Origin of the sequence: Pseudomonas sp. MWU13-2105 (assembly GCF_023242315.1) — a bacterium.
Classification (GTDB): domain Bacteria; phylum Pseudomonadota; class Gammaproteobacteria; order Pseudomonadales; family Pseudomonadaceae; genus Aquipseudomonas.
This window is the reverse complement of record NZ_JALLIY010000007.1, coordinates 274,502-295,460: the sequence shown is the minus strand read 5'-3', so window position 1 is coordinate 295,460 and position 20,959 is coordinate 274,502. Positions and strand designations below refer to the sequence as shown.

Here is a 20,959-nt window from a genome sequence, read left to right as displayed (position 1 = left end):
ACTGTCTGTCCACCAGCCATGCTTTAGGGGGTCACGATGTCGCTTTTCCAAATCCGGACACAGGACAATTTCCCCTTAATTTGCCCACCCGAATGATACTTATATTCCATACGGACCCCTTTAACAACAATATCGCCTGGGTTAGCCGTATTCAACTCACGCTCAATGGAAATAAACCGAGTATCCGTCAACTCTATATAGGTTCGAATCTTATACCTCCACATAGGTGCCGGAGAATCAAACTCGGGACAGTCGTAATCCGAGTAAAACCCGATAATCGTCGCCGAAGGAACGCTTTCCAACCTAAAAAAACTCATCTGGTCATTCTTACAGCCGTGATATTTCATATTGAAGTAATCAGTAACAATGGGAAGCCTACAAGTATCTCCAGTACCATTTTCGTTTTCAGCCAACACAATATATCCTTCTGGCTCTTGCGCCTTCGCTTTCGCCAAAACCTCAGTTGCCGAGGGCAGCATCAGTGCGAGCACAACGACCAGCGGAAAAAATTTAAACATATTCATGACAAACTCCTACTCCACCAAGATGGATCGACAGAAAATTTCGAGTGATCGAGCATATTCCGGTCGGAGATACCCACCTCACGAGACGCAAACCGTATTCTACGTAAGTGTAAGTTACCATTTTCATCCCGAAGAGCCACCGCCAAATCCCGACCGAGTGACAAACGAGGTGCATGACCCGGAAGGATAAAACTGACATCATCCACGCGACACAACACCATCCCAAACGTGCCCCGTTCATAAGAGCCAGGCCTATCGACGTCCTGCTTCAAACGAGTGCCAGAAAGTGTTCGAATCGAGTTTATATCGTCGTCAAATTTGAATTTCCCGCCATATTCATCTTCATAAAAATCAAATTTGCTTTCAAAATAACTACCGGTATAACTGAACATGATTTCCGCTGGCCGCTCGCTCTCCCAACGAATGGATGACAGATTGATCAACGGACTGGACGCATCGATCGGCAAAAAATCCAAGGTGACAAATTCCTGCCCTCGACACTTCAATAACCAGAAATCACCACTGTTGAGTTCCATATTCATCTGCTCATCCAGATCGCCCGTTTTCTTGCCCCACAATCGTTCCACCCGATCAAAGCTGTACTCAAACTCTCCGGGAGGATCTATGGCCGTCGCCGTGATTGCCGTTCCTATTGCGGTGCTACCTCGTTCGCCGGACCAATGCCAATCATTGACCTTATCCTGCTGAAACCCGGCAACGAGTGTGGTCGAGCTGTTTTTCGCATCCAGTGTGAGCAGATAAAAATCTTGCACGGACAACGAATCATCCTCGGCCTGCGTACTGGCCAGTGAAGCACTAGGCTGCTGAGGATAGGCAAGGGAGAATGAACTCCGCGTCTTGCGCATCTGCCAGGCGCCATAGAGGGTGTTATCGATACCTTCGACATCCGGCTCAATAATCGTCAGTATCTGGCGATCGTCATGGGTGGCCAGGCACATGCTCCTGCGCTCGTCCAGACTCAGTCTGAAATATTTGATCTCACCATCTATCAGCACCCCCCGGGTTCGGGTCGTGATGCGAACCTGCAACTGCTGGTAACCGTTTCTCAGCACTAGCCCCTGGGTTCTATTCTCAAGGCCATTGGGTATTTCGATGGTGAACTGAGCGAGTTCCTCCCAAGTCGGCTCCTCAGCTTCTTCCCTCCTGTTGAGCAGGGCGATGTCCCTGAACAGCACCACGCCATTGCGCACCACTTCACAGGCCAGCACCGTGGTTTGCGTGACACCGTCCGCCGGCGCGGTATAGCGGCCCTCCTGGTTGATGGTGCCGACGCCGTCGAGAATCCGCCAACGCCTGGGCACATCGGGCAGCACGCTATTGTCATCGCGCAACTGCACGCTGGTCCCTCCGGGCACTCGCTGGACAAAGGCCGGTTCGACCTGCAGGAACGACTGTGCGTTATTAAGCACCAGCAGCGATTCCACCGATTGGCTGGGGGCGCTGGTCTGACAACGTACCCGTTGCAGGGAAAGCGATCTGGACATGGCCTCGGCGTTCGCGGTGAACATCCATTGCGAACGCTGGGTCATTTTTTGCAGGCTGCCGTACAGGGGAGCCTGCAAACTGCAACTGAGGGTGTTGTTGCCATCATTCGCCGCGGCGCTCAGGGTTATGCCGGGCTGCTGCGCGACGTCCTGAACCAGTACTGCCGGAGATACCTCCAACGCCTCGAAGTCCACCCGCAGCAGCGCCGAGGCGCGATACTCACCCCGGGTCGCCGTGACCACTATATCCAGGTTGTGATATCCGATCTTCAGCGACGACACGGCCTTATAAAGACCATTGCTATCAATCTCACCATTCCCCTCATCGGAATGACTGCGCAGGCTGACCGCCTCCCAGGTCACGCCACTGGTAATAGGCTTGTTCTGCCAATCGAGCAACTGAAAGCGCTGCTGCCCACCGGCCTTGATCGCGGAAAATCTCGGCTCGACCACGATGCTGGTAGTCGCCGGACTGATCTGGCCGACTGCCAGCCAGTCAAACGGCGTGTGAGTCGAGAGCACCTTGAAGAGGTTTTGCCCGGGAAACGACAGGCTCTCCGGCAACTCCAGGTCATTGCCCACGGCAAGCGGCAGCACCTCTCGGGACACCACCACGGAGGCCGTGTATTTAGGCTGGCCGCCCTCCAGATCACTCGGAATCAGGATGGGGAAGTCCGCGCCCAGTTCAGCACCAGGGCCCGTGCCGCCACGCACCTCGATCAACGCCAACACCACACCGTCGCCTTCATTTAGCGCGCCCTTGACCTGGGCACCCGGCTCGGCCTGGGTACGCAGGCGGAAGTTCTTGGGTGTCAGTCCGCGATAACCCTTGAGACTGATCCGACCCAGCTGGAAGACGGTTTGATTCGGCTCCATGTCATCGAATTGCGCTTGGAAAAACGCCCCCAGAAGGTCAGCCTCCCCCGCTCCCAACAGATCACAGGAAAAGTGCGTAGCCCCTCGCAGATCCAGGGTGATCCGGCCCCGTCGATCGACCTCGGCCACTACCACCTTGAGGTTCACGGTCATTGTCACGCTGAAACCCTGCTGCTCCATGACGGGGAACCTGGAGAGCAGTTGGGCCGGCGCTCCCGCTTGCGAGTGCCAGGTGAAGATTTCACCCGACACAATATTCATAGTGACCGTGGCCGTGGAGTCCCTTGAGGTAGCGCGTTCGAACGAGATCCGGGGGGTGCCCAGCCGCAGGGCCTTCACTTCGGCAAAATCATCGCGGCCCTCGCCGAGGGCGGTTCGACCACTGAGATACGGTAGAAAACTGAACACTTCATAACGCGTGATATATTGCTGTTCAAGCAAGTAATTAAGACGGACACGATTGCACGAAAAAATGGCATCCCAGCCGCGGGTCATCAACTTCCCTTGCATCATTGACAGCAGTTCACTTAACTGGGCCATGATCGCTTCCTCTATCAAATTTGATACCGCACACCGAGGGTGAAACAACCGAATAACGGGTTACCGACGCACGCCCAGAAATACTCTTTCAGCATTCGCCAATGGCAACGGCAGAATGAAATAACCCAGTAATGTGCCCACAATGGGATTACCGCTGTCGAAAACGGCGGTTATCAATACAAAGGGGGCATTGCTGAAGCCGTCCTCCCGATAAAGCCCATGCTCATCGATTGTCCCCGGCCCGTCGAACTCAATGGCCCACTCAACCCCCTCCGAGATGGGAAAATTATTGGCGGAAGCCAACAGCTGAAGTTGTCCCGGGACAGCCGCCTGCGGGTCGGGTTTGATGGTCAGGCCCGGATTTCTATGCAACGCAAGAATACGGCTGGATACCGTGTGACCACTGTCGGGATCGGTGACGATAATTTTATCGAACACATAGGTTTTCTCGGCCACCTGGCTCGCCGCGGTGTAAGTACAGTGCTGCGATGTTTCATCCGGACTCAGGGTGCCGCTTTCACCGGCAACAGGATTGTCGATAGCCCATTGCAGACGTCCGCCACTGATCGAGCGTGCCGACAATTCAACGCTTGCACCCTGGTTGCACACTTGAATGTCGGGGAACACCACCAATGTTTGTCCCAGTACCGTAATGGTTGTCACGCAGGTTTCATGGGTCTGCGTATCTTCGGCAATCAACAGTATCTGGGCGGACGGCCCGGACAATGTATGACCCGGCGGGGCCCTGTAGTTGCCTTCCTCGTCAATGGTCCCCGGGTTCGCGCTGTCGAGGTTATCCAGGGTGAACCTCACCGAACGCTCGGGCTCGACCGAGAACTTCAAACGCTCGCCGGCGAGCAACATGGGATGCGCTGGGGTGATCTGGAACGACGCGGCGGCGGCGGCCAGTGTTCCAAACGCCGCATAATCGAGGGGCAAGGCAATCACGGACGGTTGCAGCAGCGTGTCGTCAGCCACCTCGGTGTCGTCGAGAAACACCTGCGCGGCCTTGGCCGTCAAGCTTCGCGAGTACTGCTCGAGCACGGCGGTTTTTACCGTGTGGCCGACGAAGGCCACTATCCGTTGACGCATCTTCTCCGGCAGGTCCACGGGCAATCCGCTGATGGGGACGACCTCTGGATTGCGGGTTTGCGGCACGAAGACTTCACCCCCTACCTCGCCGCCGGCAAACTCATCGGCAATCATCTGGAACACCTGCTCCAGGCTGAAGGAAAACTCGGCGGTATAGGTGGTCCAAGTGGTGCCGTTGACCCGTGGGCGGTAGTCGACTTTTACCGTGCCGCGGGTTTGCCAATGCTGCAGCGCCCGGGTGCGCTCGAAATCAGCCGTCAACGGCCGACCGCCCAACGTAGCCGAGAGGTCGAAGGGTTCGGAACGGTATTCGTATACATCGTCTTTATAATCAGCGGTCGCGGCGATCGTCAGCGTTCCCGCCCTGGCCCTGAGCCCCGTGGCGCGTCCCGTCCCCGGCTCCTCGACAAACTCGACGTTTTCGGCACCGAAGGTCTCCAGAAGTGCCACGCCGAATCCCGCGCGATTGACCAGGCTGGAGGAAAACTGTGCGGCAAAGCCATAGTCGCCGCCGGGATCGTTGGGAATCAGGTATTTGTAACCCGAGTCGTTGCTCGGTTTGCTGCCGGATTGCCCATGCGCCATGGTTGCATACAGCAGCAAGGCACCTTCCTCGGAACCCGCAGCCACCGATTGGCTGCCGGCCTCGACATTCGCGACCTGCATGAACGGATTGGTCTGATCAGGAAAGCTCACCAAGGGGTAGACACTCTGCTCTCCCAGCGCTTGTAACTGCTGCTTGAAAAGCCGCCCGCCGGCCTCTTGCTCATTCACCGTGGGGGCATCCATGAAGCGGAACGTCACGTCCTCCCGCGCCAGGTCGCAAACCACCTGTGCCGCGTGTTGGCTGCCGCCGGCGCGAAAGACGATCGGTACCACGCACTCCAGGCGCGGACCGTTGAGCAGGCTGTAACTGCTGAGCGAACGGACCGCATCATCGTAGGTGACTATTTTCTGGCCGCTGCTCAGTTGCAGGCTCACGACCAGGTTGTTCGACACCAGGGAGGCCCTGGCAAATGACAATACCGGATAATTCAAGGCACACCCGCTCAGGTGATGCTTGACCACGACTCCCGGGGTATCCGGAATTTCAAAATATCCGCTGATACCCTTGATAGCGGTGCCCAGACTTAATCGGATCGCATGCTGATCCTGTAATGCACTATTGAGTGGACCGCCCGATACCGCGAGCAGGTGATCCCAATCATAAATTCGACTGGTATCTTTCATCCAGCCCAACAGTTCTTCCAACGAATAACTGGCCATAGCTAATGTCCTCGTTTGACATCCTGCCCGCACAAAAACTGATGGAGTAATTTTTTAAAAAACGCCCTCGCTACAGCACCTGGCTCAATAACTCTACCTCTTTAGAAAACGCCATCAGCGGTAACGGTAAAATGATATGGCCCTTATAGATACCGATGACGATGCTATCCCACCGTGCAACGATGCAGACAAATCGCGCCTCGGTATTCGGGTCCGCGTGATACCGGCCTGGAATATCCGCGTCCATATGACCCGGCCCATCGAATAGAATCGCCCACTCATCAACGAGGTGCGTCAGATCGCTGTTATTGGACTCTGCTTTCAACTGTACTTGCCCTGGCGGCAGTTCCGTCGCACCGGCAACAGTTGATAATGTGATCGCCGGCTCAAATTGTTTGACCAGCATGTACACGGATCGTGACTGGCCCTTATAAGTTGCCACGATCTCATCCAGCACATAAGTGTCGCCTTCCACCTTCGGCCCGGCGATATAGGTGTAAGTACCGTCGACCGCCTCGATATCGCCACTGCCAGGCCCCGGATTATTGACGCTCACATCGACAGGTCCCTCTCCGAGAGTCCCTATCGTCAATTTGACCTCCTCGCCAGTACCGCAATAGGTGATCAATGGATTGATCGTCAGCGGATTGGCCACCACGGTCACCAGTGCCGAACTGCTGAAATTCGTCACCGGATTGCTTGCAGTCACTCGCACCCGGGTGAAGCGATCGTCAATCTGCCCGGCCTGCGGCGCCTCATACACCCCGCTGGAAGGATCGATACGGCCTGGACTGCGCGTGCCGCGGCGCAAATCTTCCACGGCCCATCGCAAGCCGTTGATCACCGGCTGCGTCTTGAATGGATGGGAAGCGCCGGCGGCGAGCAGCGGCTCGGGCGTGGTGATTGCAAAACTGCTCAGGTCCGGATTGATACGACCAAAAAAGCTGACATCACTTGGGGAGTTAACCTCGTTGCCGATAATCGCGTTGCCAAAATTGAGTTTGATATTACCTTCGATAAACTCCTTGACCGGCGTTTCGGAGGGAAACTCTTTGGCCAACGCCTCCTCAATCATGCCTTTGACCTGGTTACTATTGAGTGCCGCACGCGCCATCAATACCAATATCGGGCTGATCAGCGCCAGAATAAACAGTTTGAAAACAGCTTCGGCAAATTCATCACCCGGGGCTTTTCCGGGAAAGGCCAGCGCCGGGGTTTGCTCCGGCACATCAGCCTCCGTATCAGCGTCGTAAATAAACTCCTTCAAACTGATTTTTCCACCCGCGGCATCATCCACCAACTCATAAACAGCTTTCAAGGAGACGGAGTACCTTATCTCGTTGTCCAAGCGAGCGCCGGCACCCAAAATATTACTTTGAATAACGACAATATCTGTCGGGATAATCCCTTGAGACGCCCACTCCAGGACAACAGCATCGCCCTTCATCTCGACTGTCAGTGCATGGGCCGCCGGCAGGTCAAAACCGACAAAGCTGTATTCAATATCCGCCCATAGATCCAGGCCAAGAACGTTGTGCACCACCCTCTGCCGTTCTGGCTCCCCCCCCGAAATATGAAGGACGCCGCCCTTCGCCGTCGCGGAGACCCAATCATTTTCATTGTCAAAAACAAAATCAAAGTCATGGTTGCCAATCAAATCGCCCAAGGACTTAAGCAACCCGCCCATCAATACTCGCCCTCGGCTGACCAACACCGTGGCGGAGTAATCCTTCCCGGCATCACGCGGAATCAGATAGCGAAAGCCGCTGTTCTCACCGGGAAAGCCACCCTCATGCCGGCCCTGCATGCGGACAAAAACCAATATCGCGCCCTCTCCTTCCGCCCCTCCCCGCTGTGTACGCAAGCCGAAAGATTGCGGACGCATCATCGGGTTGATGCCCTCGCTGATCTCACCCATGACCCATACACGTTGCTCGTCGTCCAGTGCTTCAAACAACTCCCGGAAATACTCCCCGCCCTTCTCCTGCTCCAGCGGAGTCTTGGCAAAGGTCAGGCGAAAGTTGCTGCTGTGCCTCAAATCGAGGCGGATCCGCCGATCACCGTCAATCGTTCCCGCGACGTCTGCCAATAATAAATCCAGAAATAATTTTGGGCCTTCGGTAGGGCTATACTCATAGACCCGGTTCACCGCCCAATGATCGATCTTGCGAAGTAACGATAACTGAGTCCCGTCGATAATCGTCATTTCCAGATTGGCTTTTGAGCCGTCGAGCCCGGTATCCTCATAGAATAAACGCGGCACATCCAGGGTGAAGTTATTGATGGCCTCCGTGAAGTCCTTCCCCCCCGTAGGCACCACTCCGCCAATGCCCGTCCAGTAGGAGCCCTGGTTAAAATTTTCTATATATTGCTGAAGCAGTAAGTTGTTGGTGGGCTCGCGTTTCAACGCAACGATCGCGTCCCAGCGGTCCATACGTGGGGCAGCTTTCAACCAGGCCAGCAACTCAGCTTTTGTATAAGTAGGCGTCGCCATCATCATGACTCCCGAAAGAGACTGAAAAATGAGAACACCCTGTGCACTCACTCATCGCCTCATCAAAAAAGCACACCAAGCCCACTTCTCTGTCGGAAAGCCGTCTCGACGACATCCTGTTCGATTCGCCCATTCAAAGCAGTAACTTGAATGCGCTTATACCAAACGATTTATACGAATACCCGTTATCGAAGCTCACCTCGGAGGCGACATCAAACTCTTCACCCACCCTCAACTGCACCATAAATGAGCGAGGGAGCTCTGTTAATACATAGCCTTGATCATAAGATTCTTCTTCTGTCAGCGGCTCACTCTCGTCTCGTAGAGTATGGACAATCGTTTGGCCGTCGCTGTCACGCATACCTGAGGCAATCACCCTAAGTAACTGCCCTTCGTTCATGAATCGCCAGGAGCCTGTCTTGAAGACCATGACGGAAACCACATCGCTCAATTTGATGCCGTTTTTTCCATCACTGACTTTGGGGTTCTCAGCCTGAAGCACCGGCCAGCCGCCTTCGAAATTCCTGATTTCCAGATCGAATACCGGCGACCAATAGGGGTCGCTCTCGCCACTGGGCACCACGGCGTACTTGATGATCACATGCTTGCCCAGGTTGGCTGGAATCTCCGTGACAGGCACTCGATAACGCCAGTCGGAACCGGTGATCGGCCGCTCCACCACGGTATCTTCCCCATACCCGCTCCAGACCAGCCAGCGCTGGTCACCGCGAGCGATTTCGCCTTGCTCCGGAATATCGACCAAAACTCCTGATTGCGTGTTGCTGGCACTGATCCAGCCTTTGAGTATGCCGCTGCCATCGTCATCATAGTTGTGGCCTTCCGGGACAATCGGCGCCAACAGACGCAATGCTCGACGAACCGTCAATGCCAGGGGGGTGGAATTGAGCGAGGCACCGGCCCGCGCATACTGATAACTCAAGCTCACCTCTTCACCGTAATGCGCCTGCAACCAGCGCACATCCAGCAACAACTGGATAATGCCGCTCTCGACATTGCTGATATCCAGTCGCAGGGCGACCTGGGTCGATGAGCTCTCGCTATCGGCATAGACCACCACACTGTCACCGACTTGCAGGCCGGGATAGGCGGGAATCTGTAACGGCACGCCATGGGGGTAGAGCGAAGGATCAATCTGGCCGCCGGCATGGCCGACCACCGCCGGCGCCTCAAGCAAGGGCACACTGGGCGCCACGCCGACAATCCGTTGTACCGCGGAGTAGGTCTGCGGCGCGGCAGGGTCCGGCGGATTGGCATAGATCACGCTGTAGCTCATCAAGGCATGACCGCCATTCTTGATCAACTGCAGTTGAACATAAGACAAGTTCCACTCCAGCGGCCGCCCCACTTCTTCGGCGGTCACGGTCTTGTAGATTCTATGCGTAATCGGCGTCGGCGAGCCGGGTCGATAGACCTGCCATAGCAGTTCAAGCTCATCGCCCTCGGCCATGGCCTGGTAGGCTGCGGTGGTTATCGTCGCGCCCTGGGGCGACACCTGGTCGGGATCGACACACAAATCGTGCGACTCCTTGAGGTGTGCCACCGGCAGCAACAAGCTGGACATCCAGGGCCGTTTGCCCACATAAAAAAACAGCCGCAACGACTCCTCGGTAAAAGTATTGCTACCGTCTTCGGCATAGCTGTAAGAATAAAAAACCTCGCCCTGATCCAACGCCGCGACTTTGCCGTTCACAATGGGAATCGGCATCCTCGGTTCGCCGTTGTCGTCATACTCCAGGCGCGCATCTACATCCTGCTGCACCGTTTCGTCGATGGCCTGGCCGTTATTGGCCCGGCCACGCCATTGCGGGGCAATCACGTGACCTACGGCGATCCCGGGGTACTGAACATAGGTCACCAGGTCGTCGCTGCCCAAGGCACCGAGGTCCAGGGCATTGTCACTGCCCAACAGAGGAATAAGGGGGGCTGGTGGTGCGATCTTGCGGCTCATGGAATCAATGCCTCCGGTCTATCATCCCGCTATAAAACGAGTTGCCGACACAGAGACATCGACGTGTCGCGGATAAATCATTTCTACGCCTGATCGAGCACCTTGCCTACTAGCAGAACTGCTAGGTTACCAGGGGCAAGCGAACGACTATCGTTAATAAAAGCATCAATTACCGAACACTAACGATCACTCAGCATTTGCAACTCATTGGCAAACTTTGCAAGGGGCAAGGGTAAAATCGTGTGACCTTTGTAAACACCCAGTACAACATTCTCGTACACGGCGATAATACAAACGAAGTGCGCATCAGCATTGGCATCCGCGTGATAACGTCCAGGAATATTCGCGTCCATCTGCCCCGGTCCATTGAACGGGATCAACCATTCGCAGAGGGCGGTTACATCATGGTCGTTGACCTCGGCCTTCAACTGTATTTGCCCCGACGGCAGTTGCGCCGCGGCGGCAACCGGCCAGACTGTAACCCCGGGCGTAAATTGCTCTACCAATATGTACGCGGAGTGTGCCTGGCCGTCATAAGTCGCCACGATTTCATCCAGGACATAGGTTTCCTTATCCACTTTGGGAGCGGCGACATAGCGGTAGCCCCCCTCGACCCGCTCAAGGGTGCCACTGCCCGGCCCCGGATTTCTGACCCTCGCCTCAACAGGCCCATCGCCGAGCACGCCGATGGTCAGACGCATACGCTCTTCCGGGCGGCAAGTGCTGATCAATGGATTGATCGTCAATGGATCAGCCACCACCGTCACCAATGCCGAACTGCGGAAGCTCGTCGTCGGATCGCTGGCGGTGACCCGCACCCGGGTGAAACCACCGTCGATCTGCTCGGCTCGCGGTGCCTGATACACCCCGCTGGAAGGGTTGATGCTGCCTGGGTTGCGCGAACTGCGACGCAAGTCCTCCACCGTCCATTGCAAGCCATTGATAACCGGCTGCGTCCGGAAAGAATGGGACGCACCAGCCGCGAGTTGCGGCTCTGGCGTGGTGATTGCAAAACAGGTCTGCCCTGGATTGACCCGACCAAAACAGCCGACGTCACCAGGAGAATGCACTTCGGAATCGACAATAGCCGCGCCAAAATAGAGTTCGATATTTTCCTTGATGAAGTCTCTGACGGTGAGCGCGGAGGGAAAATTTTTGCTCAAGGCGCTTTCAATCGCCCCTTTGACCATGGGGCTTTTCAGCATCGCCGCCGCAATGCTCGTCAGGATCGAAACGGTCAAGCCGGATAAATAGACCAAAAAAACAAGAATAAAAAACGCTTCGCCTGTTTTAGACGCTTGCTCAGCCAGCACCGCTCTATCAGCCTGCGCACCAGCCACGTCGGCATCGGCGTCAGTCTCATAGCTGATGCTCTTCAACCTTACAGAGCCGCCCTGCGCATCGTCGACCAACTCATAGGTTGCCAGGACGGAAATCGAATAACCGACCGAACTCTTACCCAGTGAACGTTCTTTGAGTAACGGCAGACTGCAATCGACGATTTTCGAGTGGGCATCGGTGCTGCCACTCACCGCCCATCGCGCCGTCACCTCGTCCCCTTTCCTTTCAAGAACCAGCCGCTGGTCAGCCAACATCGAAAAACCATCGAACTCAGATTCGACATCCGCCCAGGCCTCACCGGTTAAATCGACAAAGTTGATACCTTTGGTCACCACCTTGTCGCCGGGAATATCAAGTTTTCCCCCGGTCGCAGTGGCCCTCGTCCAATCATTGTCATCATCGAATACGCACTGAAAATCATGATCTCCGATCAAATCGCCGAATGAGGCGAGCAATTGCCCCATCAATACTCGCCCGCGACTGATCAATATCGCCGTGGAGTAGTCCTTCCCCGCATCACGCGGTATCAGATAGCGAAAGCCGCTGTTCAGCCCGGGAAAAACGCCTTCGTTCCGGCCTTGCATACGGACAAAGACCAGTATCGCGCCCGCCCCTTCCGTGCCCCCCTGTTGTGTGCGCAAACCGAAAGATTGCGGGCGCAGCATGGGGTTCTTGCCCTCCTTGATCTCCCCTATGGCCCATACACGTTGCTCCTCATCCAGTTGTTCAAAAAGCTTCTGGAAATAATCCCCGCCTTGCTCTTGCTCAAGTGGCGTCTGGGCAAAGGTCAGTCGGAAGTGGCTGCTTTTACGCAAATCCAGACGGATCCTCCGGTCCCCGTCAATACGGCCTTGCACATCGGCCAAGAGTAAATCCAGGAACAATTTTGGGCCTTCCGTTGGGCTATATTCATGAACTCGGGTGAGCACCCAGCGATCGCTCTTTTTCTGCAACGACACCTGCATACCTTCGACAATGGCCATTTCCAGATTGGCCTTCGAGCTATCGAGCCCGGTGTCTTCATAGAACAATCGCGGCACGCCCAGGGTAAAGTCACTGATGGCCTCAATAAATTCCCCTGCGCCAGTGGACACCTGCCCGCCAATACCTGACCAATAGGAGTCCCGGTTAAAACTTTCAATATATTGCTGAAGCAGCAGGGCATTGGTCGGCTCACGCGCCAAGGTAATGATCACATCCCATCGTTGCATACGACTCTGATCTTTTAGCCAAGCCAGCAACTCAGCCTTGGTATAAGTAACCATCACCACGATACTCCCGCTATCGATCATGTCACGTTGAACCGAGTGCTGTACCTGCTGCAAAAATCGAGCGGTATTACAGGCGACTCAGCGCTTGTAACTCATTGGGAAACTCTTGAAATGGTAAAGGTAAAATCACATGGCCTTTGTAGATACCGATAACGATGCTATCCCACCGTGCCATAATGCAGACAAACCGCGCCTCGGCGTTCGGGCCCGCGTGATACCGGCCTGGAATATCCGAGTCCATATGACCCGGTCCATCGAATAGAATCGTCCACTCATCAACGAGGTGCGTCAGATCGCTGCCATTGGACTCGGCTTTCAACTGTACTTGCCCCGGCGGCAGTTCCGTCGCACCGGCAATCGCTGATAATGTGATCGCCGGTTCAAATTGTTTGACCAGCATATACACGGATTGTGACTGCCCCCTATAAGTTGCCACGATCTCATCCAGCACATAGGTATCGCCTTCCACCTTCGGCCCGGCGATATAGGTGTAGGTACCGTCGACCTCTTTGATATGGCCACTGCCAGGCCCCGGATTATTGACGTTCACATCGACAGGCCCCTCCCCGAGAGTCCCTATCGTCAAGCTGACCTCTTCGCCAGTACCGCAATAGGTGATCAACGGATTGATCGTCAGCGAATTGGCCACCACGGTCACCAGTGCCGAACTGCGAAAATTCGTCGCCGGATTGGTTGCGGTGACCCGCACCCGGGTAAAATGGCCTTCGATCTGCCCGACCGCTGGAGCCTCATACACCCCAGTGGAGGGATCGATGCGGCCCGGGTTACGGGCACTGCGACGCAGGTCTTCCACGGCCCATTGCAAGCCGCTGATCACTGGCTGTGTCTTGAAGGGATGGGACGCACCAGCGGCAAGCAGTGGTTCCGGCGTGGTGATTGCGAAGCTGGTCTGCTCGGGACTGATACGCCCGAAAAAACTGACGTCACCCGGGGATTGGATATCGGTACCGACAATCGTGTTGCCGAAATTGAGCTTCAGATTTTCCTCGACAAACTCCCTGACCGAGAGACTGGAGGGCAACTCCTTTCTGAAAGCTGCCTCAATGGCACCTTTAAACTCAGGGCTTAAAAGCGTTCTCAACATTGATTCCGTCACAACGCGAAGAGAAACCCCAATCAAATATAACAAAAAGTAAACGAAGTCTTCTGGTGTCAACCCCCCGCGCGGCTCTTTGGGTGGAGCGACCCATTGATTCAACTGAGCTTCCTCGCCGGCATCCGCGTTATAGTTGAATGTCTTTAACTTTATTTCCCCTCCGGCACTATCATCCAGCAACTCATAGGTCGCTGAGACCGATAACGTGTAAAATCTCGGCAGCGGATCGCCCCCCCCCCAGTTCTTCGGCGGAAATAGGCGGATCGCTATTGGTAACACCGTAGTAACGGATCGGCATGAGTCCTCGGACATTCAAATTCACCGTCACCTCTTGCCCTAGCACCCTCAGCACCAACGCATTGGCCATGGGCATCGCAAAATCATCGAACCCATAGGTAAACTCCGCCCAGGCTTCCTTATAAAAGAAATCATAACTAAAGCGATCAGTCATCGTCTGACCAGAAATATCAAGTTTTCCTCCGGTCGCCGTGGCCGAAATCAATTCATTGGCCGTATCAAAAACACAGTTAAAATTATGATCGCCAATCAACTCGCCAAATGACTCCAGCAGTTGCCCCATCAGCACGCGTCCCCGACTTATCAACACCGTGGCGGAGTAATCCTTCCCGGCATCACGGGGAATCAGATAACGAAAGCCGCTGCTCGCCCCCGGAAAGCCCCCTTCGTTCCGGCCTTGCATGCGGATAAAAGCCAATATCGCGCCTTCACCCTCCTCCCCCCCCTGCTGGGTACGCAAACCAAAGGATTGCGGACGCATCATCGGGTTCAACCCCTCCTTGATCTCACCCATGACCCAGACCCGCTGCTCATCATCCAGCGCCTCAAACAAGTCCCGGAAATACTCCCCGCCCTTCTCCTGCTCCAGCGGAGTCTTGGCAAAGGTCAGACGAAAGTTACTGCTCTTGCTCAAGTCGAGGCGGATCCGCCGATCACCGTCAATATGCCCGGCGACTTCGGCCAATAACAAATCCAGAAATAACCTGGGGCCTTCGGTAGGGCTATACTCATAGACCCGGTTTACCGCCCAGTGGTCGATCTTGTGGAGTAGCGATAACTGAGTCCCTTCGATAATCACCATTTCCAGATTGGCCTTTGAGTTATCCAGCCCGGTGTCCTCATAGAATAAACGCGGCACATCCAGGGTAAAATTATTGATGGCCTCCGCGAAGTCCTTCCCTCCGGTAGGCACCACTCCGCCAAGGCCCGTCCAGTAGGAACCCTGGTTAAAATTTTCTATATATTGTTGAAGCAACAAGGCATTGGTAGGCTCGCGTTTCAATGCAACAATCGCGTCCCATCCCAACATGCGCTTTTCATCTTTTAACCATGCCAGTAACTCAGCTTTTGTATAAGTCGGCGTCGCCATGCTCGTGACTCCTTCAAACGGTTGAACAGTCAGACCGTGCCGTTGGCCCTCTCAATACTCCGTTAAAAGACCCTATTGATCGTGTACCGCGCGCCATGGAGTTGCCATGGATGACGCGGTGCTCAGCACGCCCGGCGCGTCATCGGACCGCCCATGTCATTGAGGGCCGGGCACCTGGACGGTCACAATCCAGGGAGCTCGACATACCGTGGATATAAGGTTTTTACGCCTGATCAGGTACCTTGCCTACTAGCAGAACTGCTAGGTTGCAACGGGCATATGAGCTGTTATTGTTGATAACGAACACTTGACCGTTGTCTTTTTCCAGGCGGCGACACGCGACTTTGATATCCATCATCAAAGGGCTTAAGCGAGCCCGTCTTCAGCACTTATTCTGCTCTTCATTGATTGATTAATGATGGAGGTTCACGTCCATGAGCGCTTCCACTTCTCTCCATTCATCGGCACTGAACTTCATGCAATCGGTGCAAAATGGTGTCGACCCACGCACCGGACAATATCGGATATCCCTTGATCTTTCCGAGCTGCAATCCAATCAACTGCGTGGCCCCGCCTTCCCCCTTTCGCTGGCCTTCAGCACGCTCAATCGCGAGGACCGTGGTTATGGCACCGGCTGGACCTTCCAGTTGTCGGAGTACGCACCGAGAACCAAGGTACTGTCGCTCTATACCGGAGAACTGCATACCGTCACGGCCAACGGCGTAGGCGAAGAACTGTTGATGGAGACCAAGAAGCTCGACAGCTTCCGCTTTTACAACCACGACACGCATCAGGACCGGCGCCGCTACAAACTGGTGCACAAGGATGGCCTGGTGGAAATACTCGAAGAACACGTCATGAACGGCAATGTCCTGGCGCTGCCGATCGAAATCCATTCGCCGCTGGGACACCTGCTGAAGCTCAAGCACGTGCTGTTCAATGGCAACTATCTGCGGCTCGAATCGATCAGCGATGAAAACGACCAACCCTTGCTGCAGGTCAGGCGTGACGCCGGCAGCCTGACACTCGACCTGTATCCCGGCAGTGGCACTGGCGGCGGCCCGCTGGCCCGTTATTCATTGAGCATCGATCCCGGCAGCGAGAATCATGTCCGGGCCATTACCCTGCCCGCCGACAGCTCGGGGCAAACCAGTACCTGGCGCTTCGACTATGGCTTTCGGCACGACCATCTGTTTGTCACCGCGGTGCAGAACCCGCTGGGCGGCAGCGAAAGCGTTACCTACGGGGAAGACCATGCCTTCCCCGGCAGCAGCACCCGTTTCCTGCCCAGGGTGACCCGGCATGAGATCTATCCGAACGGTAACCCGCAGGCCGCCGACAAACTCGAAGTGCGCTACAGCTACTCCGCGGATGGCAAAAACTTTCTCGGCAATACCCTGCCGGTGTCCTGGGGCAACGATCATCGCGATCCGGTGATTTATCAAGCCGCCGATTACCTGTATGAAACCACGGAAACCCATTATGACGGTGGCAACCCGGTGCGCAGTATCCGCCGCCGTTTCAATCGGTTTCACTCGATCACCCTGGAGAGCACCCAGCAGAACCGTAATATCCGCGAGGTCGAGACACGCTATAACCTGGTCGCCGGCTCGATTCTCCGGCAGTTGTCCACCTATCAGATGCCGGTCAGCGTGATCACCCGCTGGAACCTGGAGGGTGATCCCACCCGTCACCGCGAAGAAACCGACACCTATAGCTATGACCATTCGGGTAATGAACTCCAGCATGTCCAGGCCAACGGCCAGATCAGGAACGACGTCTACTATCGAGCCGACGGCACCGAGACGGATTGTCCGGAGGACGCCTATGGATTTGTCCGAAAGCTCAAAAGCACGACCCTGAAACCGGCGCAAGCGGACACCTACGACAGCGCCCCAACGCTCAGGACCCACTATCGCTATGTCGAGCAGGCGAGCCTGAGCGACAGCCCGCAACCGCCGATCCCGGTGCTGGACAGTGCAACCCTGGTGCAAGTGCATAACCCGGGTACGCCCGAGGAACGCGAAGAGCCCCTGCAAGAGATTGTCTACCAGTATTACGACGCGCCGGCTGATCATTTCCGGCATGGACAACCCAGCCAACAGACGGTCACGCTCAACGGCATGACCACTCTGACTCGGTTCGCCTACGAGGAGACCGTCAGTGGCGGCACCGTGCCCAAGCCGGTCAGGCAGACCACGGAAACCTTCAGCACCGATTTCGATGCGGTCAGCAGTACCCTGGTCCAGCAACATGCCTTGCTCACCGGCGAACTGTTGTTCAACCGGTCCAATGAAACGCAGGTCCGCTACGACTATGACGACCTCGGCCGGCTTGTCCGCGAAACCACCGATCCCGGCGGCCCTTTCGAGGCGGCCCGCCAATACAGCTACAGCCTCTCCCCCGGCCTCGGTCGCTTCAGCGAACAACGCGCCACCAGTGCTCGTGGAGTCACCACCCGAACCATTCTCGACGGCCTGGGCCGGGCGTTTTTCGAAGAGCGCGACCATGTCAGCGACAGTGCGCCAACCCGTTTCGAGCAAACCTATGCCGCGCAGTTCAACGGCCTGGGCGATACGATCGAAGAAAGCCAGTTCGACTACTTCGAAGGCCAGCAGCGCCGCTACAGCAGCCGGTACGCCTACGACGACTGGGGCCAGCAAGCCTGTATCAGCGGGCCGGATGGCGTGGAGTCGCATGTCGAACTCAATCCCCTCGGCGATCCACTGAAATGGACCCAGGGTCCGATTCAAACCGAGTGGCAACAAAGTTCCGGCGGCACGCCCTTGATCAGCGGCAAAACCGAAACCTGGTTGAACCTGCTCGACAAACCGGTCCAGATACAAGGCCAGGACGCCCAGGGCGCGGCCATTGCCAGACGCGCCTTCCGCTATGACGGGCTGGGCAATTGCACGCAGGAAACCGACGAACGCAACCGGATAACCCGGTTCAGCTATGACCCCTGGTCACGCATGCTCAGTACCACCTTGCCGGATAACACCCAGGTCCAACGCACCTATGCCACGCATAGTACCTCGCCCTTGCCCGTGTCATTGAAAGCCAGGCAGGGAGTGAATGAGACCACCATCGGCACCCAGGTCTTCGATGGCCTGGAACGCCTGACCCAGACCCAGGTCGGCCCCTATAGCGAAACACTCTCGTATGTCGGCGAGCAGTTGCAACCCCATCAGCGCACCACCGCGGCCGGTGAATCGATTACCTACGAGTACAACCTGCGGTTGACTGATCAACCGATCGCCCGCCAGGCCCCGGATGAACACACGACCTTCGAGCACCATCGAACCAGCGCCCGCCTGACCAAGGCGCAAAACCCACAAGGCACGCGTCACTACGACTACGATGCGTCCAACCAACTGCGCAAGGAGCAGTGGGTCGACGACCAGGGGAACACCTGGGACACTGACTATGTCAGCTCGCTCAATGGCCAACTGATCAGGCGCACCGATAGCAACGCATTCAACAGCCTGGTCAGCACCTATGACTACGCCCCCACCACCGGACGCCTGCTGAGTATCACCCAAGGCCAACTGCACTCGCAGTTCGACTATGACCGCCTGGGCCGGCTCAGCAGCAGCACCGTTACCGACAATCAGGCGCGCAGCACATTGGTGACGAGCCTGGAGTACGACGATCAGGACCAGGAAGTCTTGCGCACCGTGATGCTCACGGGCCAACCCACCCGCACGATCGAACAGAGTTGGGACATTGATGGCCAGTTGGGCATGCGTCATTTGCAGGTCGATGACGGCCAGGGTGGCCTGACCAGCCTGCTCAAGGAAACCTTTGTCTACGACGAGCGCGGGCGCTTGAACGTGCACCGCTGTTCCGGCCTGACCTTGCCCCGGGACGAGGCTGGGCGGGAGATCAAGGAACAGCTCTATATCTTCGATCACCTGGACAATATCACCCTGCGGATCAGCTCCTTTGCCGATGGCAGCAGTGAGATGTGCGACTACTTCTACGACGGCGACGACCCGTTCCGTCTGGTCAGTATCAGCAGCAGCCTGAATCGCGGTACACCACGGATGCAGGAATTTCACTACGACGCCAACGGCAACCTGCTCAATGACCAGCACGACCAACTGTTGCACTACGATAGCCAGAGCCGTCTGCTGAAAGTCGAGTCCCCTGGCCTGCAAACCATCAGCCAGTATCGCTACGATGGGCACGACCACCTGCTGGCCTCGCGCGAGGGGAGCGAGGAGGAAGTCTTGCGCTTCTATCAGGATGAACAGCTGAGCTATCTGGTGCAGGGCAACCGGCAAACGCACTTTCTCGACCACCTGGGCCAGCCGCTGGGTCAGCAGCAACTGGACGACGCAAGCAAAACCCTGTTGTTGTTGAGTGATATCAACGGTAGCGTCCTCGCCGAAAGCCAGGCCGGCCAGCTGCGCACGGCGGTCTACAACGCTTATGGCGAACGCAGCAGCGACGACCGGCTGCTCAGTGTGAAGGCCTTCAACGGCGAGGTCCGCGAAGCGGCCACGGGCTGGTACCTGCTGGGGCGCGGCTATCGGGCCTATAACCCGCAACTGATGCGTTTCCACAGTCGCGACAACTTGAGCCCTTTCGGCGAAGGTGGGCTGAACCCCTACTGCTACTGCCTGGGCAACCCGATTCGCTTGACCGACCCCACCGGGCATATCGGAACGAACAGTCGTCTGCGCAAGCCGGACGAAGACGTGACGCCAAGTTCGGGCTCAGGCAAAAACTGGACCAATGTGATTATCGGCGCGGTCATGACAGCGGTTGCCGGAGTAGCATTTGTCGCATCATTGGGCTCGGCAACACCGATCATGCTCCTGGCCGGCGCGGCGTTTGGACTAAGCTTCGGCGCCACCGTCTTCGAAGCCGTGCACCTGGCCACGGAAGACCCGGCGTATGGACAAGTCGCCATGGGATTGGGGATCGGCTCGTTGATCACGGGATTCGGCCAGAGCGCGGTTGCGGGCGCTGCAAAGCTCGGAACGAAAGTGGGCGCCGGGGCCGCCGCAACAGTCGGGGCGAGGAGTGCTGCACAGGCCAGCATGGGAGCTGGGGCAGAGGCCGTGGCACGGCTGGGTGCAAATAAAAACCTTATACCAAATAGGTTTAGAAAGATTTACCTCGACTTCAAAGCCGGAGCCAATACCACCTCACGCGCTACATCCGCCCCTGCAACTGCACCTGCATCACCTGCATCACCTGTTGGGGCTGGGGGGCGAATTCCACCACCTCCTCCAATGCCACCGATGTCAACGTTTACACCTCCAGTATCTTCGCTTACGACGCAACTCCAGAAGGGACAGTCGTTACTTCGGCCACCGAATGTAGCTGCTACCGGGGCTTCCAAAGCCTCAACTGCTCCCCATATAACGCAGGAACTAGCAGTTCAAGCCATGAGAACTGATAACCATTTTACGCTGAATGAGGCCGTATATTTGGCGAACCAGCATTTCAACTCAAGCCGAATAGTCGCCGCGAGTCAGCAATCAATAGCATTAGCAAGTGGAGTGAGACTTTAAAAACCTCTTGGTTTTAACCACAGCAGAATACAACTGTTGTGGTTAAAGCCGG

At 56.1% G+C, this 20,959-nt stretch carries 9 protein-coding genes; 1 reads left to right on the top strand and 8 read right to left on the bottom strand.

Going from position 1 to position 20,959, the window contains the following annotated elements:
* Window positions 1-23: 23 nt before the first annotated feature.
* The 8 genes from M5B96_RS12815 to M5B96_RS12780 form a co-directional block, all read right to left on the bottom strand.
* Window positions 24-524, bottom strand: a complete 501-nt coding sequence (locus M5B96_RS12815; RefSeq protein WP_248797043.1) for a hypothetical protein — start codon at window positions 522-524, stop codon at window positions 24-26.
* A complete protein-coding gene (locus M5B96_RS12810; protein WP_248797042.1) occupies window positions 521-3,445 on the bottom strand; it encodes a hypothetical protein in 2,925 nt (974 codons plus the stop codon). The genes M5B96_RS12815 and M5B96_RS12810 overlap by 4 nt, the downstream gene beginning before the upstream one ends.
* A gap of 60 nt (window positions 3,446-3,505) precedes the next feature.
* Window positions 3,506-5,803 (bottom strand): hypothetical protein, encoded by a 2,298-nt coding sequence (locus M5B96_RS12805; protein WP_248797041.1) that lies wholly within the window; start codon window positions 5,801-5,803, stop codon window positions 3,506-3,508.
* A 70-nt stretch (window positions 5,804-5,873) separates the two neighbouring features.
* Window positions 5,874-8,348, bottom strand: coding sequence for a hypothetical protein (locus tag M5B96_RS12800; RefSeq protein WP_248797040.1), 2,475 nt, complete (start codon window positions 8,346-8,348; stop codon window positions 5,874-5,876).
* A gap of 82 nt (window positions 8,349-8,430) precedes the next feature.
* Window positions 8,431-10,266 carry a hypothetical protein gene (locus M5B96_RS12795; protein ID WP_248797039.1) on the bottom strand — a complete coding sequence of 612 codons (1,836 nt, stop codon included), beginning with the start codon at window positions 10,264-10,266 and terminating at the stop codon, window positions 8,431-8,433.
* A 179-nt stretch (window positions 10,267-10,445) separates the two neighbouring features.
* Window positions 10,446-12,872, bottom strand: a complete 2,427-nt coding sequence (locus tag M5B96_RS12790) for a hypothetical protein (RefSeq protein ID WP_248797038.1) — start codon at window positions 12,870-12,872, stop codon at window positions 10,446-10,448.
* Window positions 12,873-12,945: 73 nt separating this feature from the next.
* Entirely contained in the window at window positions 12,946-14,175 is a 1,230-nt protein-coding gene (locus M5B96_RS12785; protein WP_248797037.1) for a hypothetical protein, read from the bottom strand.
* Between the two features lies 1 nt (window position 14,176).
* Window positions 14,177-15,382, bottom strand: coding sequence for a hypothetical protein (locus M5B96_RS12780; RefSeq protein ID WP_248797036.1), 1,206 nt, complete (start codon window positions 15,380-15,382; stop codon window positions 14,177-14,179).
* Window positions 15,383-15,816: 434 nt separating this feature from the next.
* On the opposite strand from M5B96_RS12780, the gene M5B96_RS12775 reads away from it, so the two are divergent.
* The gene (locus M5B96_RS12775; protein WP_248797035.1) at window positions 15,817-20,907 is read left to right on the top strand and encodes an RHS repeat domain-containing protein; all 5,091 of its coding nucleotides are present in this window, start codon (window positions 15,817-15,819) and stop codon (window positions 20,905-20,907) included.
* The last annotated feature ends 52 nt before the right edge of the window (window positions 20,908-20,959 follow it).